Raw genomic sequence first — 17,176 nt, forward strand, 5'->3', positions numbered from 1 at the left:
TTTCATAAGGCGAAATCTTTTAAAATAAATCCAAAAATTGCTGTGCCGGTTTAGGCAAATAACTGTCCGTTCTCCACATGACAGCCGGTGTCATAATGAAGGGATTATTTTCGATATGAACGGTGTGAACGTGATTTCTCATATGAACGGGAATCATTGTGACGGGCAAAATAGACGCGCCGAATCCGGATGACACGAGGCTGAGCAAAGTTGCAGAGTCGTGGCATTCACAAACAATGCGCGGCTCCAGGTTCAAACGATGAAATTCATTCATGACCTGATTATAGACGCCTTTTCCGTTGACAGGCCGCAGCAGGATCAGCGGAAATGAAGGAATGTCCTCCATCTTAATGGTGTCTCCGCACGGATATCCGGCTTCATCTGAAAGCACGAGCACACATGGAATGTCATCAAGCTGTTTGAATTGTACTGTGTCACTTTTGATCAGTGTTGTCGTGACCGCCGCATCGATTTGCCGGCTTTCCAGCAGTTCCAACAGTGTCGCGGGTTCATTTTCCCAAATATTAAAGGTGAGATGGGGGTATCTCTCTTTGATCTGTGTTACTTTTTCAAGCATCAGAGCCGCGCAATAAATCGTTGATCCCACGGCAAGTGTGCCGGCTACTTCCTCCTTCAGCTCCTGTACCTCAATGACTGCATCTTCAAACCTATGCAGAATCTCTTTTGCTCTTTTTAGAAAAACAGCTCCTTCATATGTAAGAGTCATTTGTTTTTTCTTGTTCCGGTCAAACAGGACAACACCAAGTTCGTCCTCCAGCTGTTTGAGCTGCCTGCTTAAAGGCGGCTGCGCCATGTGAAGCTTTTTGGCTGCTGACGTGATTTTCTGTTCTTGGGCAATGGTAATGAAGTATCGAAGCTGGCGAATGTCCAAAAGAAAGCGCCTCCTTATCATACCTTTTAGGTATTAAATATAGATTTAATAGATATTTTTCATATGGATATATCAGGAGTATGATTGAAATGAAAGCAGAATTCAAGCGTAAAGGAGGGGGCAAAGTGAAACTCGTTGTCGGAATGACAGGGGCAACAGGGGCCATTTTCGGGGTCAGGCTGCTACAGTGGCTGAAGGCCGCCGGAGTGGAAACCCATCTCGTTGTGTCTCCTTGGGCAAACGTCACGATCAAACACGAAACAGGCTATACCTTACAAGAAGTAGAACAACTGGCCACATACACTTACTCACATAAGGATCAGGCGGCAGCCATTTCAAGCGGGTCGTTTGATACCGATGGAATGATTGTTGCGCCGTGCAGCATGAAATCTCTCGCAAGCATTCGCACCGGCATGGCGGATAATCTGCTGACACGTGCGGCGGATGTCATGCTCAAGGAGAGAAAAAAACTCGTCCTCTTAACGAGAGAGACGCCTTTGAACCAAATTCATCTCGAAAATATGCTAGCGCTTACGAAAATGGGCACCATCATTCTTCCTCCGATGCCGGCATTTTATAATCAGCCGAGCAGCTTAGAGGAAATGGTCGACCATATTGTATTCAGAACATTGGACCAATTTGGCATTCGGCTTCCTGAAGCGAAGCGCTGGAATGGGATTGAAAAACAAAAAGGAGGAGCTTGATCATGGCTTATCAAGATTTCAGAGAATTTCTCGCTGCCCTTGAAAAAGAAGGACAGCTGCTTACAGTGAATGAAGAGGTAAAGCCGGAACCGGATTTAGGGGCCGCCGCACGGGCAGCCAGCAATCTTGGCGATAAAAGCCCTGCGCTCTTATTTAACAATATTTACGGCTATCATAACGCGCGAATTGCGATGAATGTCATCGGTTCTTGGCCAAACCATGCAATGATGCTGGGCATGCCGAAAGACACACCGGTAAAAGAACAGTTTTTTGAATTCGCAAAGCGTTATGACCAATTTCCGATGCCGGTCAAACGTGAGGAAACAGCGCCATTCCATGAAAATGAAATCACAGAAGATATCAATTTGTTCGATATACTGCCTCTTTTCAGAATTAACCAAGGTGATGGAGGCTACTATTTAGACAAAGCGTGTGTTATTTCCCATGATCTTGAGGACCCTGACAACTTCGGCAAACAAAATGTCGGCATTTACAGAATGCAGGTCAAAGGAAAAGACCGCCTCGGCATTCAGCCTGTCCCGCAGCACGATATTGCAATCCATCTGCGCCAAGCTGAAGAACGCGGCATCAATCTTCCGGTCACTATTGCGCTCGGCTGTGAGCCGGTCATTACAACGGCGGCATCGACTCCGCTTCTCTATGATCAATCAGAATACGAAATGGCAGGTGCGATTCAAGGCGAACCATATCGCATCGTCAAATCAAAGCTGTCTGATCTTGATGTTCCGTGGGGCGCTGAAGTGGTGCTTGAAGGTGAGATTATTGCTGGAGAGCGCGAATATGAAGGGCCGTTCGGTGAATTCACAGGCCATTATTCCGGCGGACGCAGCATGCCGATTATCAAAATTAAACGCGTCTATCACAGAAACAATCCGATCTTTGAACATTTATACTTAGGCATGCCTTGGACAGAATGCGATTACATGATCGGCATTAACACATGCGTGCCGCTTTATCAGCAGTTAAAAGAAGCGTACCCGAACGAAATTGTGGCAGTGAACGCCATGTACACACACGGTTTAATCGCGATTGTTTCCACAAAAACCCGCTATGGCGGATTTGCGAAAGCGGTCGGCATGCGCGCACTCACAACGCCGCACGGACTCGGCTACTGCAAAATGGTCATTGTCGTTGATGAGGATGTCGATCCATTCAACCTTCCGCAGGTCATGTGGGCGCTTTCGACCAAAATGCATCCGAAACACGATGCGGTCATCATTCCGGACTTATCTGTCCTGCCGCTTGATCCGGGATCCAATCCATCAGGAATCACTCACAAAATGATTCTTGACGCCACTACACCGGTTGCGCCGGAAACAAGAGGCCATTATTCACAGCCGCTTGATTCTCCGCTAACAACGAAAGAATGGGAACAAAAACTAATGGACTTAATGAATAAATAAGGAAAGGATGTTCGAAATGCATACATGTCCTCGATGCGACTCAAAAAAGGGAGAAGTCATGAGCAAATCGCCTGTAGAAGGCGCATGGGAAGTTTATCAGTGCCAAACATGCTTTTTTACATGGAGATCCTGTGAACCGGAAAACATTACAAATCCCGAAAAATACAATCCAGCGTTTAAAATTGATCCAAAGGAAACAGAAACAGCAATTGAAGTTCCGGCGGTGCCGGAACGAAAGGCTTGATCGGCGTGAACAGTATGTCAGACCGTCTCTTTGAGCTGCTTGACGGGAGATGCCTGAATGAGAAGCAGCATGAGGCCTTCGTTCTGCAAACAGTATCAGAGGATGGCTGGCCGCATGCCGCTATGATCAGTGCGGGTGAAATTATCGCGCTGAGCCGAACTGATATCCGAATCGCTCTGTGGAAAAACACAATGACTTCGGCCAACATCCTTCGCACAGGAAAAGCACAGTTCACGGCGTGGTGGAAGGGAGCGGCCTATTATGTAAAGCTTGAATGCGCGCCTTTACCGCCTTTGAAAGATGCCGAATATGATAGAGACCGTTTTTCCTGCCGCATCGTTTCAGTGAAGGAGGACGTTGCGAAATACGCTGATTTGACTTCAGGTGTCCGTATACAGCTTCACAGCCCTGAAGAGGTGCTGGGCAGATGGGAAAAGACCCTGGAAGATTTAAAACGGTAATAGCGATAGCCTGACGCCATGCGTCAGGCTTTTTTTATATAATGAAAACAAAAGGGGGCGTGAGAAATGGAACGTGCGGGGATCTGTCACTCGGACGGCTTTGATTTAGCTTATCGAATTGAGGGCGAGGGCGCACCCATCCTTGTGATCGGGAGTGCGGTTTACTATCCGCGCCTTTTTTCCTCAGATATCAAACAGAAATATCAATGGGTCTTTGTCGACCATAGGGGATTTGCTAAGCCTAAGCGGGAGCTTTGTGCGGAGGATTCGGGGCTTGATGCCGTCTTGGCCGATATCGAAAGGATGAGAACATTTCTTCAGCTTGAGGATGTTACTATCCTGGGACATTCCGGGCACGCTTTTATGGCTTTAGAGTATGCCAGGACATATCCCAAACAAGTTCGGAAGGTGGCGCTCTTCAATACTGCGCCTGATAACAGTGAAGAAAGACAGCGAAAAAGCGAATCATTTTTCATGGAAACAGCCAGTCTTGAGAGAAAGAAACGCTTTGAAAAAGACATCGAGAATTTGCCGCAGGACATCGACAAAGATCCTGAAAGGCGCTTCGTGCACATGTGTATTCGTGCTGAAGCGAAAAGCTTTTATCAAGAGCGGCCGCATGCTGCTGCCTTATGGGACGGTGTATTCACGAATATGCCGATCATGGATGAATTATGGGGCAAAACATTTGCCCGGCTTGATCTTATTCAGCGGTTAGCTGATGTTCGTATGCCGGTGTATATCGGATTAGGGAGATATGATTATTTGGTTGCGCCTGTTGCGCTATGGGATGCTGTCGACGGTTTATATCCCCATGTGGATAAGGTTATTTTTGAAAAGAGCGGCCATCAGCCGATGCTGGAAGAACCGGAAGCCTTTGATCAAAGCTTCAGCAAATGGCTGGATCAATAAAAAAAACAGCCCGCAGATCAAAATCCGCGGGCTGTTTCTGATTATAAGACCCCTTTCATCGCGCGTTTGATAACCGGCGAGAGCAGCAGGAGAATGCCGCCAAGAACGATAGAAATCAAACCGATGGTGCCGAAGTACATTGTTTCAGGAATTTTATCAAACAATCCGGCTACTTGGGCATTGATCGCTTGGGCTGCTGCGTTCGTCAGAAACCACATACTCATTGTCTGTGCAGAGAAGGCAGCTGGTGCCAGTTTCGTTGTCACGGATAAACCGACTGGAGACAGGCACAGCTCTCCAAGCACGACAAGCAGGAAGCTGAGAACGAGCCAAAGCGGGCTTACGAGTGCTTCTTTTCCTTGCATAGCAGGGAATACCATAATGATAAATGACAATCCGGCTAAAATAATTCCGATTGAGAATTTAACTGGTGTAGACGGCTGACGTTTGCCAAGCTTCATCCAGAGCCATGCGAATATTGGCGCAAAAATGACAACAAACAATGGATTTAATGATTGGAACCATGATGACTGAAGTTCGAATCCGCCCAATGAAAGTCTTATGCGTTCATCAGCGTATACCGCAAGAATGGTCGCTCCCTGTTCCTGAATGGCCCAGAACATGACAGCACCGATAAACAAAGGAACGTAAGCGGCAAGACGGGATTTTTCTGTTTTGTCCGCTTTTTTGCTTGTAAACATGATGATGAAATAAATCACAGGAATCAAAATACCGAGAATACTTACAAGGTCAATGAAACGTTTGATCGTCAGCACGCCTGTTTGTACAGAGATCATCACTGCGATCGCCACGATGATAACACCGATGCCGGTGCCAATCGCAGATTTTTTAGACAGCGGATTCGGCACATTGGAACCTGCAAGCCCGAGGTTTTTCTTTCTTGTCAAAGCAAAAACGATAAGTCCGAGAAGCATTCCGACCGCGGCAGCTCCGAAGCCGAGATGATAGTTGTACTTCTGTCCGAGTGTTCCGACAATTAACGGCGCAAGTAAACCACCGAGGTTAATCCCCATGTAGAAAATACTGAAACCTGAGTCGCGGCGCGGGTCTTCTTTCGTGTAAAGATCCCCAACCACGCTTGAAACGTTTGGTTTTAATAAGCCTGTTCCGACAATAATAAGCACCATGCTGATATAGAATGCGATCGCGCTGCCCGGATAGGCGAGTGCAATGTGGCCGAACATAATGAATATGCCGCCGTAAAACACGGTGTTTGCGGTACCGAATACCCGGTCAGCGAGCCATCCGCCAATAATGGTGGACATGTATACGAGTGATCCGTAAATCGACATAATGGCAACCGCAGTGCCCTTGTCAAAGCCGAGCCCTCCGTTTACCGTCTCTGTATACAAATAGTAAAGTAAGATTGCTCTCATTCCATAGTAAGAGAAACGCTCCCAAAATTCGGTGAAAAATAGTGTAAATAGTCCTCGCGGGTGACCAAAGAACCCTTTTTGCGGGACGCTTTTAATGATACTTTCGTTATCAATCGAAGCCATGTCAGCCAAACCCTTTCTAAAAAAAGTGTATTATAAAAATCATATTCTTATATAATACTTGTGTCAATATAATTTATACTCATTTCAAATAGTTCCATATTGGAAAAATTATAAATACCTAAAAATAGTGATTTCCTCCTAATTTTTATACTCTTTATCGTGAGATTTTCTTACACAACTATTCCTTTATATTTTTTTAATAAAATTTTAGAGAAATGTACAAGCAGATCGGGCCTTTGTGAGTAACATGATAGTAATCATAGAGAAGGAGGCTCGCAATTGGCTGAATTCATATTAAATGCAGCGGATTTCGGTGTTCCTGGAGATGGTAAAACGGATTCGACAGAACGGATTAATCAGTGCCTCAGTACAGCTGTATCGAAAGGCTATCATACTGTCTGGTTTCCAAAGGGAACATATTTAATAGACGCAACGCTTGGCGGAGATCTTAATCAGAGGTTTCGAAACGCGGGGATCATTGTTCCCGGCAACCTTGAGATTATGATGGACCCCGAATGTATCATGAAAGTGATCCCGAATAGTTCGTGGGGTTATTCCGCATTTTATGTGGGCAAGCAAGAGAATATAACCATTTCCGGGGGACAAATTATCGGCGAACGGGATGAGCATACGTATGCCTCGGCAGGGATAAGGTCAACCCATGAATGGGGCTTTGGCATATGTATTGAAGGATGCTCGAATGTTGTCATTGATGATGTGAAAATTTCCGATTTTACCGGCGATGGGATCATAGTCAGCCCAAGGGGATTAAAGACCAATCAAGATTATCGAACGTCAGAGCAAATTATCATCCGCCGCTGTGAGGTTCGGCGGTCGAGGAGAAATAACATTTCCATTACCGGATGTGACATGGTCACGGTGGAGGAATGCTTGATTGAAGATGCCGGAACGGGGAATGGAACAGCGCCGAAATTCGGAATTGACATTGAAGGATATGGCGAAGGTGATGTTGATTATGAGGAACCGATTAATGTATCAATTCGCAATAACCACTTTGTTGGAAACGTTTCAAGTTCTGTGACCAATTTTAACGGGTATGGCATTTTAATAGAAGGAAATCACTCTGACAATACAATCAGCTACGGATATGGGACGCAAACAGTGATCAAGGGCAATATTCTGAGACGCCCTGAAGACGCGGCGGCTGCGCCAAGAGTCGGGATAACCGGACTCGGTGTATCACAAGGAAAAGAGACCAGTGATGCAGTGATCGCTGGCAACCTCATTACCGGATTTTCAACTGGAATTGATGTCAGAGGAAAGAGCGTTCTTGTGACGAACAACAAAATCAGCAACTTTGAAAACACAGGGATATTGGTTTATCAGTCTTCCGATGTAAAGGTAGACGGAAACCAAATTCAAAACGGACTGTCTGAAACAAGGCGCAGCATCGGTCTTCGCGCAGTGCTGTCAGATGACATCGCTTTTCTGAATAACTGTCTCATTCAAGTCGTTGACGGTGTGAACGTTTCCGGCGGAAATATGATCATTAAAGATAATCTCCTGAGAAAATTCAGCCGGGGCATTTGGATTGCTCAAGGGAACGCGGTGATTGAAGGGAATACACTGAATCCTGACGCGTTTGAAGCAGTGCCGGAATCATATTCTGTTTCCGTCACAAACAATGCCGGCGCCATCATCAAAAACAATACATTTAAAGAGTTCAAAAATTACCCCATTTATTGCTCCACAAGTGCAAAAACCTCAATTATCGGCAACCACTTAGAGAGATCTCCGCTTTTGGTCACCATCTATATCAGCGCCGGTGTGCATGAGATTTTTGATAATACCATTTCAGTCAACAGAACAGCCGGGAATCCGATTGTGATTTATGTCAATGGCTCGGCAGGCTCTATCATCTCAGGAAACACCATCAATAACCTCTCCGCGGGCACTGCGACAGCTATTCAAACAAACACCTCAACCAATTCCAAAATCATCGGCAACCGCATTTTTAAAGGGACAATCAACAAACACAGCAGTGATACAATAGACGGCAATTTTATTGTCTAAAAAAAGCGCCCCCTCTAGGGGTTCTTTTTTTTCGATTTATAGATCACGTACATTTCTCTCACAAGTACTAACACAAAAAATAAAATCACGACCCATTCCGCAAATGTTGTCATCTTAAAGCTGGACATATTGTTATAAACGGCTTTTGTTAAACTGAACCCTTGAAGCATGTCCATCAATACAGAAATAGCTAATAAACAAATTAATATGACTCCGGTCACGCCCAATATCTTCATGCTTCATCATCCTCCGCTTTTAGTGTCTATCGTTGGCGGAGAAGTTATACCGCATCTAACCCTAATGCATAATCTCAATTTTAAAAGGAAGAATATGAGAAAACGACAAGGAAAGGTATTTGTGTATGCCTTTATTTTCTAAGCGAAAGAACAATACCGATTCAAAAGACAAGCAGAATACAGACGAAAGGAATCAGGAACAGCAGCAAGAAAAAGAAAGGCCGGTTCTCATTTCTCCAAGTTTGGCAAAGAATATAGCGGAAACGAAAAAGGAAGTCGGAAGCAGCTCTGACGTCATCATTCGCGAGATTAAAATCGGGGAGCAAGATCATGTCCACCTAGCTGTTATCTATATTGCTGGGCTGGTCGATAATAACACGATCCATGAGTCGTTAATTGACCCATTGGTACAGGATGAGTCTATCCAGAATACTCATGCGATCCAGCAAATTCTTGAAAAAACGCTCCCGCTGGGCGGGGTGAAAGCGGAAAAGAGCTGGGACAAGCTTTTTTCCGAGTTAATGCTCGGCAATGCGCTCATTTTTGCTGATGGCCATGATGAAGCTTTGATTTGCAGCACTCAAGGGGGAGAGCAGCGCTCCATCCAAGAGCCTAGCACCCAGGTGTCATTCCGCGGCCCGCGCCAAGGGTTTACAGAGTCTCTGCAAACCAATATTTCCATGATCCGGCGATACATTAAAAATCCGAATTTATGGGTTGAAAAAATGAAAAAAGGTTCTGTTACGAATACGGATATCGCTCTCATGTACATTCAAGGAATATGTGATGAAAAGGTGCTGAAGGAAGTGAAGCAGCGCCTGGAAAAAATAGATATTGACAGTATTTTGGAATCTGGATATATTGAGCAGCTGATTGAAGATGAAACCTTTACGACGTTTCCGACTATGTATCATACAGAACGCCCTGATGTTGTAGCGGGTAATCTGTTAGAAGGAAGATTCGCGATTATTGTGGACGGAACACCGTTTGTGCTTATTGCCCCGGCCTTATTTGTCCAGTTTTTTCAGTCTGTTGAGGATTATTATTCGCGTTTTGACATTGCGACAAGCATAAGAATTCTTCGTGTTTTAGTCTTTTTCATTTCGCTTGTGGCACCGGCTGTATACGTGGCAGCCACGACGTTTCATCAAGAAATGATACCGACTCAGCTGTTAGTGGTCATTGCCGCCCAGCGGGAAATTGTCCCGTTTCCGGCTGTTGTGGAGGCGCTGACGATGGAGGTTGCTTTTGAGATTCTGAGGGAAGCGGGAGTCAGGCTGCCCCGGGTTGTCGGCTCGGCAGTGTCAATCGTAGGCGCGCTCGTAATCGGCCAGGCTGCCGTACAGGCTGGTATCGTCTCTCCGGCAATGGTGATTATCGTGGCACTCACCGCGATTGCGAGCTTCGCAACACCGGCGTTTGCAATGGCGATTTCAGCCCGGCTTATTCGGTTTATCTTTATTATTGCCTCAGCTGTTATGGGTTTTTACGGGCTGATTTTAGGGATCATTATGATGTTTGTCCACTTATGCAGTCTTCGTTCATTCGGCGTTCCATATATGTCGCCGCTTGCACCTTTTTCTTCACAAGGCGTAAAGGACGCGCTTTTCCGGGTTCCGTGGTGGGCCGATGAAAAAAGGCCGGAATCGGTCAGCAAGGAAGATAAGGTGCGGCAGGGGAAAGATCAACGCCCAGAGCCGGCCGCTTCACGAGGAATGGTGAACAAAGATTTGGAAGAAGGGGATCAGAATGGTACGTAAATGTCTATTAGCCGTTCTCATGCTTTTGAGCGTCATTGTGCTGCCCGGCTGCTGGGATAAGCGGGAGCTGACGGATCTTGCGATTATCTCGGCGATTGGCATCGATCGGACAAACGACAGCAACTACGTGCTGCATCTTCAAATTATCAATCCAGGAAATGTTGCCGGCGGCCTTCAGGGAGGCGGTGCTGGAGACAGGCCGCCTGTATCTGTCTATTCGATTGAAGGTAACAATATAACGGAAGCACTCAGAAAAGCCTCCATGAAGGTATCACGGCGGCTTTATTTTGCCCATACCAATCTAGTCGTGATCAATGAAAAGCTGGCAAAAGAAGAAGGTTTGGATTTTGTATTAGATAATCTTGACCGGGACACAGAATTCAGGACAACAGCAACATTCGTCGTTGCCCATAAAACAAAAGCAGAAAATATTGTGAAAATCCTGACGCCGATTGATAAAATTCCGTCAAATAAAGTCAATAAAACACTCGATTTCACGGAGGCACAATACGGGCGGGTGGTCAAAATCAATATTCAGGACGTTTTGAAAACACTTGCCGCCAACACTATGGCACCGGTCATCCCCGGATATATGATGATTGGTGACGATAAAAAAGGAGTCAGCATGGAAAACACGCAGGCGACTGACCCGAAAGCCATTCTTCAGGCAGATGGTTTGGCGGTTTTTGATAAGGCAGGATATTTAAAGTATTGGCTGGAAGATGATGAAAGCGTGGGGGCAGTCTGGCTTATGAATAAGATCCAGCATACGTTTATTAATGCTGACTGGGGCAAGACGAAGGATGCGGTCAGCTTGCAGGTTACCCATCAAGATACAAAGCTGGTACCGAAAATGCGGAACGGACGCCCGTACATCCATGTGAAAGTGTCGGTTGAAGGTATTATAGATGCTGTCAAATACCCTTTCCAATTGTCTGATCCCAAGGTGCTGGCCGCTATTGAAAAAGCGCTCAACAAAGAGCTTGAAAAGGAAATCAGCCATACTGTGAAAAAGATTAAGAAGAATAAAATAGATTTTATCGGTTTTGGTGACACGATATATAGAAAGTATCCGGAGCAGTGGGAGAAAATGAAGGACACTTGGGACAAAGAATATTTGCCGGAACTGCCCATCGATGTGAAGGCCGAGACGTATATCAGAAGGACGGGATTGCGAAACAATCCGATCAAACACCAGTTTAAAGATGATTAGGTCTGAAGAAAGGGGAAGTGACAGATGGAAAAAGCCAGAATAAGCATAAGGCAGCTGTTTGTCATGATTATCATTTTTGAACTGGGCAGCTCCTTATTGATTACACCGGGCTCGATGGCGGGCAGGGATGCTTGGATAGCAGTTTTATTAGGCTGTGCGATCGGACTGTTTCTTTTCTATTTGTATCAAGGCATTTATCAATGTTATCCGAATTCTTCTCCGAAAGAATATATGGATGATATGCTGGGAACCAAGCTGAGCTGGCTGTTTTCATTTCTCTATATCTTGTACTTTGCCTATATTGCCGCAAGGGTGCTGCGTGACTTTGGAGAAATGCTGCTGACGTTTGCTTATCATGATACACCTATCATTATTGTAAATGCTTTATTAATGGTAGTAAGCATATATGCCGTAAGAAAAGGAATTGAAGTACTCGCACGCGCGGCCGAACTTCTTTTCGGGGCCATGTATTTACTGGGCGCGATCGGCCTTGTGCTGATTATTGTCTCAGGGACTATAGACCCGCACAATTTAAAGCCGGTTTTGGCAAACGGTATCTCTCCTATCCTTCACTCTGTTTTCACGCAGACCATGTACGTCCCATTTGGTGAAGTTGTTTTATTTGTGATGATTTTCCCTAACCTGAATGATAGAAAAGATGTGAAAAAAATGGGGATGATCGCCATGGCTATTAGCGGATTGGTTGTGGCGCTCACCGTGGCGATTAATATCAGCGTGCTTGATGTTGATCTTACACTCAGATCCCAGTTTCCGCTTTTAAGCACGATCCAGACAATCAAGGTCGAAGAATTTTTAGACCGGCTCGATGTCTTTTTTATGCTGGCGCTGATCATCGGCGGCTTCTTTAAGGTCAGCCTCTACTTATATGCCACTGTGGTTGGGACATCTACGCTCTTTAAGGAAAAGAATCCCTCCCAATTGGCTTATCCGATGGGATTGGGCATCTTAATCCTTTCTATAACGATCGCGACTAACTTTTCAGAGCACTTGAACGAAGGCCTGAACGTGGTGCCGCTGTATATTCATTTGCCTTTTCAATTATTGTTTCCGCTCTTTCTGTTTATTGTGGCTGTTTGGAAAAAGAAACGAAGAGAGAAGTCAAAAGGGGAGGAAGCAAAAAAATGATAAAAAGAGCGGGGGGATGCGGCCGCCGCTCTTTTTATGTTCACTTCTATATAAAAGGGGGATATAGGGTGCGCCCCTGTCTGCACTGGCAGAGGCGCGTTTTGTTATACGACTGCGACGTTTTCCTTCACAGTAAAGCTTCCTCTTGAAAGTCTGATATTGATGTCTGACACTTTTGCAATTTGTTCATCGTGCGTCACCATAATGACGCATTTATTTTCCTTGTGCGCCAGATCTTGAAAGAGGCGTACAATTTCTTTTGATGTGTCCTCATCAAGGTTTCCAGTCGGTTCATCGGCTACGATAAGATCCGTGTCACAGCAGAAAGCCCTTGTAATTGATACCCGCTGCTGTTGTCCGCCGCTCAGTGTGAGCACTTTTTGCCGGGCTTGTTTTTCGTTGATGCCAACCTTCTGCAGCATGTCAAGCGCATATGATTCTTTGTTTTTTTCTTTAGAACCTGTGATTTCCATAGCGGTTGTGACGTTCTGCAAAGCCGTCATATACGGGAGCAGGTTGTACGCCTGAAAGACGATTGATACATATTGATTTCTGAAATTGGTTAAGCCGATTTTAGAAACCGCTTTTCCGTCGTAAAGGATGTTTCCTTCTTTTGGTGCGTCAAGTCCGCCTGCCAGAGACAGGAAAGTGGTTTTCCCCGTCCCTGATGTTCCGACGATTGTGTAGAATTTTCCTTTTTGAAAGCTGATGTTAATATCCTGAAACAATGGCTGGCTTTTGTCTTTATACCAGTAGCCGACTTGTTGAAATTGTAATAAGCTCATAGGTTCCGCCTCTTTCTATTCCTGTTTTGTCAATATCGTTTTCGGATGAAGCCGCAGTACTGAAATTGACGGCAGCAATGTTGCAATGATTGCGATTAGGATGCCGATCCCGCCCAGAATAAGCATGTCGTTCATAGAAACCGCGACGTTCAGTGAATCGATAACGTCCACGTTTGATGAACTGTGGCCGAACATTCCGCCGCCCATGCCGCCACCGCCGCCGGGTATTTGTCCGCTTGCGGTTTGCGTTGAATCGGTTGATGAACTGATTTGCTGGGATAAAAGCTGATTTCCAAGCTGATTCGCGACGAGATTTCCCGTCACAGATGCAAGGCCGATAGCGATAACGGCCACAATCAGAATCTCAGTCAAGAACTGTCCAATCAATTTCCATCGTTTTTCACCGATGGCCATTAACACGCCCATTTCGTATTTGCGCTCCCTGATTGACATCATGACAATCAGGCCAAGAATGACGGCGCCTGCCACTGATACAAGATACACGACGTTTTTAGAGAAAGAAGCCACATTTTCAATCGGTCCGACCATTTGCTGGTAAAGCTGATCGTTTGTATTCAGTGTGTACGTATCAAAGTCAATTGATGTTTTCTTCGCTGCTTTTACGAAAGCATCCATATTTTTCGCGTCGTCCATATAGTAAACAGCTGAGTCAATCGTATTTTTATAGTCGTCGCCTTTCAGCGCCGCTGTTGCTGTGTAAGGCGTATAAAGCTTGTTATAAGGATTTAAGAAAGAGAAATTTTGGGCTTGGTCATCACCTGAAGATGTTGTTTTATAAATACCGACGATCTTCAGTTTTACTGTTGTATCCTCATCCGTTGCTGATTCAATTGTGATCGAATCGCCAACGCTTAAATCATTTTCTTCCGCTAATGTTTCGTTGATCACTGTTACTTTTTTGCCGACATCTGATTTTGTAATCGCGCGTCCGTCTGTGATTTTTGAATCCCCGTCAGAGAAATCATCAACTAATGCTGTGCTGATGACACCTTCAATAGAAAGATCGGCTTGAACCATTTGCGGTCCGCCTTGTCCGCCACCTTGGCTGTTTTTAGCGTTTGAGCTTGAACTGCTGGAGCTGGAATCACTTGAACTAGAACTTGAGCTTTCAATCGCATCAAAGTTTCCCGCGTTGGCTGAAGCTGATGTGGTGTAATTGTAGCTCTTCACATGATCAAGCGCTGCAAGCTTATTCGCATCAGACACTTTGATCGGTGTTGATTCGAAGCTGCGCTTTTCACCGCTGTCCTGCTGTTTTTCCATTTGCTTTTGGCGGTCAACCTGAAGTGTCACGCTTCCGCCGAGTTCCTGTCTGGCCAGTTCGCTTGACTTTTGTGCTGCCGACTGGATGGTGAGGCCTGATAGAACAAAGACACATATGACTGTAAACACAAATAATTGCAATAACGTTTTTCCCTTTTTAGCCTTCATATTCCAAAAGGCCCGTTTGATAAAGTTCATTTATGTTCCTCCGTATAGGTACTTTGATTGATAAGGCCGCCTCTGGGGCGGGCTTGCTTGTTGATAAATTAATAGTAGTCCAAAGGTATGAAAAAAATATGAACAATCTATTTCTAGTTGATGAAATAAAAACTAACAATTGTGAAACGCAAAACCTTCTGTTTAAAATGGTGCTATTATATAAAAAAGCATCAAAACAATCGGAGGATATAATGAAAATATTAATGATAGAAGATAATGTTAGTGTATGTACGATGACGGAGATGTTCTTTTTTAAAGAAGGTTTTGAAGCGGAATTCGTTCATGACGGGTTAGAAGGGTACCAGCGTTTTACGGAAGAAAATTGGGATCTGATCATTTTGGATATCATGCTTCCATCTATGGACGGCGTGACCATCTGCAGAAAAATAAGAGAGACAAGCACGGTGCCGATTATCATGCTGACTGCCAAAGACACTGAATCAGATCAGGTCATCGGATTTGAGATGGGGGCGGACGATTATGTCACAAAGCCGTTCAGCCCGCTGACATTGGTTGCCCGCATCAAAGCCGTCATCAGAAGATACAAGGCGACAGGCAAAGCAGTTATTGATGAAGATATGATCGAATCAGAATGCTTTACCATTAATAAGAAGACGAGAGAAGTATTATTAAACGGAGAGCCTGTAGAAAATCTCACGCCGAAGGAATTCGATCTGCTTTATTACCTTGTCCAAAATCCGCGGCAGGTGTTCTCCAGAGAACAGCTGCTTGAGCAGGTATGGGGCTATCAGTTTTATGGAGATGAGCGGACGGTTGACGTTCATATCAAACGGCTGCGGAAAAAGCTTGCCAGCGAGGACAAGCCTTTCCTGTATACTGTGTGGGGAGTAGGGTATAAATTTGATGAAGATTAAATATTTATATCAGCTGCTGCTAAGCCATATCAGCATTTTGATTTTAGCGTTTGTCATTATCATTTCTCTGTTTTCCCACTTTGTGAAGGAATTTGCCTATCAGAACAAAGTAGAGGAATTGACGTCATATGCGGTGCAGATTGCAAATGAATTCCAAGCCGGCCAGGTGGACATGCGCAGGCTCTATCCTTATCAGGACATGTTAAGCACAAGAAAGACGCAGTTTATCATCTTTAATGAAGAGCAGCAGCCCTATTTTCTTCCTGAAGGCTTTCATCACCCACCAAGGGAACAGCTGAAGAAGTCAGAATGGAATAAGCTAAAAAAAGGGCAGACTGTCATGATCAGGGCAGATGGCCGTTTTGATGATGAAGTGTCCCTTGTGGCGCAGCCTATATTTGTTCAGAACGAATTTAAAGGCGCTGTTCTGCTGATTTCTCCGATCAGCGGTGTTGAACAGATGGTCAATCAGGTCAACCTCTATATGTTTTACGCTGTGATCAGCACGCTTGTGATTACGATTCTCGTGAGTTGGCTTCTGTCCAAATTCCATGTCAAGCGGATTCAAAAGCTGAGAGAAGCGACAGATAAAGTGGCTTCCGGCGATTATGACATCCATTTGGAAAACAGCTACGGGGACGAAATCGGCATACTGGCGTCTGACTTTAATATCATGGCGAAAAAACTAAAGCAGTCAAGGGATGAAATCGATCGCCTTGAGAAGCGGAGAAGGCAGTTTATCGCTGACGTGTCACATGAATTAAAAACACCGCTGACGACGATCAACGGTTTGGTTGAAGGGTTGAACAGCCATACGATTCCTGAGGATAAGAAGGATAAATGCTTCTCGCTGATCAGTGAGGAAACGAAGCGCATGCTGCGGCTCGTAAAAGAAAATCTGGATTATGAAAAAATCAGATCCCAGCAAATTACCTTGAACAAGCTAGACGTTCCTCTGATCGAGGTGTTTGAAATCGTGAAAGAGCACTTGCAGCAGCAGGCGGAAGAAAAACAAAACAAGCTGATGATCCAAGTAGAGGATCACGTCATCGTACATGCCGATTATGACCGGTTCATTCAAATTCTCGTCAACATTACGAAAAACAGCATCCAATTTACGCAAAACGGTAACATTTGGCTGCGCGGAATGGAAGGTTATAAAGAGACGATTATTGAAATTGAAGACACGGGTATCGGCATTCCAAAAGAGGATATTGAGCATATTTGGGAGCGATTCTATAAAGCAGATATTTCAAGAACGAACACAGCATACGGTGAATACGGACTCGGTCTCTCGATCGTCAGGCAGCTCGTTGAAATGCACCAGGGCACAGTAGAAATCAAGAGTGAAGAAGGGAAAGGCACAAAGTTCATCATCCGCCTTCCTTTAACGGCAAAACAGCAATAGCATACAGGGCGGCGCATCAACTGATGCAGCCGCCTTTTTTGCACACCGCTTCGGTTTAT

Annotated in this window: 16 protein-coding genes; 11 read left to right on the top strand and 5 right to left on the bottom strand. The window is 45.1% G+C overall.

Translation table 11 applies throughout. The features are described 5' to 3' along the window. Positions 1-19: 19 nt before the first annotated feature. Positions 20-892, bottom strand: a complete 873-nt coding sequence (bsdA, locus tag NSQ83_RS02415) for a transcriptional regulator BsdA (protein WP_003234533.1) — start codon at positions 890-892, stop codon at positions 20-22. A gap of 89 nt (positions 893-981) precedes the next feature. Between bsdA and NSQ83_RS02420 the strand changes: the two genes are divergently transcribed. The 5 genes from NSQ83_RS02420 to NSQ83_RS02440 all read left to right on the top strand — a co-directional run bounded on the left by NSQ83_RS02420 (position 982) and on the right by NSQ83_RS02440 (position 4,637). Beyond that, the gene (locus tag NSQ83_RS02420; protein ID WP_014478815.1) at positions 982-1,596 is read left to right on the top strand and encodes a non-oxidative hydroxyarylic acid decarboxylases subunit B; all 615 of its coding nucleotides are present in this window, start codon (positions 982-984) and stop codon (positions 1,594-1,596) included. A gap of 2 nt (positions 1,597-1,598) precedes the next feature. Continuing rightward, positions 1,599-3,020 carry a phenolic acid decarboxylase BsdC gene (bsdC, locus tag NSQ83_RS02425; RefSeq protein WP_198878973.1) on the top strand — a complete coding sequence of 474 codons (1,422 nt, stop codon included), beginning with the start codon at positions 1,599-1,601 and terminating at the stop codon, positions 3,018-3,020. 16 nt (positions 3,021-3,036) lie between these two features. Continuing rightward, the gene (gene bsdD, locus NSQ83_RS02430) at positions 3,037-3,264 is read left to right on the top strand and encodes a non-oxidative hydroxyarylic acid decarboxylases subunit D (protein WP_198878974.1); all 228 of its coding nucleotides are present in this window, start codon (positions 3,037-3,039) and stop codon (positions 3,262-3,264) included. Then, positions 3,261-3,725: a pyridoxamine 5'-phosphate oxidase family protein gene (locus NSQ83_RS02435; protein WP_015715237.1), complete on the top strand. Its 465-nt coding sequence runs from the start codon at positions 3,261-3,263 to the stop codon at positions 3,723-3,725. The genes bsdD and NSQ83_RS02435 overlap by 4 nt, the downstream gene beginning before the upstream one ends. Before the next feature lie 66 nt (positions 3,726-3,791). Continuing rightward, positions 3,792-4,637 (top strand): alpha/beta hydrolase, encoded by an 846-nt coding sequence (locus NSQ83_RS02440; protein ID WP_038428351.1) that lies wholly within the window; start codon positions 3,792-3,794, stop codon positions 4,635-4,637. A gap of 41 nt (positions 4,638-4,678) precedes the next feature. On the opposite strand, the gene NSQ83_RS02445 is transcribed toward NSQ83_RS02440, so the two are convergent. Next, positions 4,679-6,157 (bottom strand): peptide MFS transporter, encoded by a 1,479-nt coding sequence (locus tag NSQ83_RS02445; RefSeq protein WP_015252830.1) that lies wholly within the window; start codon positions 6,155-6,157, stop codon positions 4,679-4,681. A gap of 279 nt (positions 6,158-6,436) precedes the next feature. On the opposite strand from NSQ83_RS02445, the gene NSQ83_RS02450 reads away from it, so the two are divergent. Then, positions 6,437-8,191 carry a right-handed parallel beta-helix repeat-containing protein gene (locus NSQ83_RS02450; RefSeq protein ID WP_015252829.1) on the top strand — a complete coding sequence of 585 codons (1,755 nt, stop codon included), beginning with the start codon at positions 6,437-6,439 and terminating at the stop codon, positions 8,189-8,191. Positions 8,192-8,205: 14 nt separating this feature from the next. Here the strand turns inward: NSQ83_RS02450 and NSQ83_RS02455 are convergent, their stop codons facing one another. Continuing rightward, a complete protein-coding gene (locus tag NSQ83_RS02455; protein ID WP_015252828.1) occupies positions 8,206-8,427 on the bottom strand; it encodes a hypothetical protein in 222 nt (73 codons plus the stop codon). 125 nt (positions 8,428-8,552) lie between these two features. Here NSQ83_RS02455 and gerKA point away from each other — a divergent pair, with 125 nt between their 5' ends. Genes gerKA through gerKB form a run of 3 tightly spaced genes read left to right on the top strand, consistent with a single transcriptional unit; the run spans position 8,553 to position 12,546 of the window. Further along, on the top strand, positions 8,553-10,187 hold the full coding sequence (gerKA, locus tag NSQ83_RS02460) for a spore germination protein GerKA (RefSeq protein ID WP_003234515.1): 1,635 nt from the start codon (positions 8,553-8,555) through the stop codon (positions 10,185-10,187). Further along, the gene (gene gerKC, locus NSQ83_RS02465; protein WP_003246578.1) at positions 10,177-11,400 is read left to right on the top strand and encodes a spore germination protein GerKC; all 1,224 of its coding nucleotides are present in this window, start codon (positions 10,177-10,179) and stop codon (positions 11,398-11,400) included. The genes gerKA and gerKC overlap by 11 nt, the downstream gene beginning before the upstream one ends. 24 nt (positions 11,401-11,424) lie before the next feature. Beyond that, positions 11,425-12,546, top strand: coding sequence for a spore germination protein GerKB (gene gerKB / locus NSQ83_RS02470; RefSeq protein ID WP_015715242.1), 1,122 nt, complete (start codon positions 11,425-11,427; stop codon positions 12,544-12,546). A gap of 104 nt (positions 12,547-12,650) precedes the next feature. On the opposite strand, the gene NSQ83_RS02475 is transcribed toward gerKB, so the two are convergent. Together NSQ83_RS02475 and NSQ83_RS02480 are read right to left on the bottom strand one after the other, a co-directional pair. Beyond that, the gene (locus NSQ83_RS02475) at positions 12,651-13,331 is read right to left on the bottom strand and encodes an ABC transporter ATP-binding protein (protein ID WP_186453404.1); all 681 of its coding nucleotides are present in this window, start codon (positions 13,329-13,331) and stop codon (positions 12,651-12,653) included. Positions 13,332-13,346: 15 nt separating this feature from the next. Then, complete coding sequence (locus NSQ83_RS02480; protein ID WP_128480738.1) at positions 13,347-14,813, bottom strand: ABC transporter permease; 1,467 nt, start codon at positions 14,811-14,813, stop codon at positions 13,347-13,349. Positions 14,814-15,025: 212 nt separating this feature from the next. On the opposite strand from NSQ83_RS02480, the gene yclJ reads away from it, so the two are divergent. Together yclJ and yclK are read left to right on the top strand one after the other, a co-directional pair. After that, positions 15,026-15,709, top strand: a complete 684-nt coding sequence (gene yclJ, locus NSQ83_RS02485) for a two-component system response regulator YclJ (protein WP_015482792.1) — start codon at positions 15,026-15,028, stop codon at positions 15,707-15,709. Further along, positions 15,696-17,117: a two-component system sensor histidine kinase YclK gene (yclK, locus tag NSQ83_RS02490; protein WP_134818942.1), complete on the top strand. Its 1,422-nt coding sequence runs from the start codon at positions 15,696-15,698 to the stop codon at positions 17,115-17,117. The genes yclJ and yclK overlap by 14 nt, the downstream gene beginning before the upstream one ends. The last annotated feature ends 59 nt before the right edge of the window (positions 17,118-17,176 follow it).

Source organism: Bacillus sp. PS217, from assembly GCF_037963535.1.
Taxonomy (GTDB): Bacteria; Bacillota; Bacilli; order Bacillales; family Bacillaceae; genus Bacillus; species Bacillus subtilis.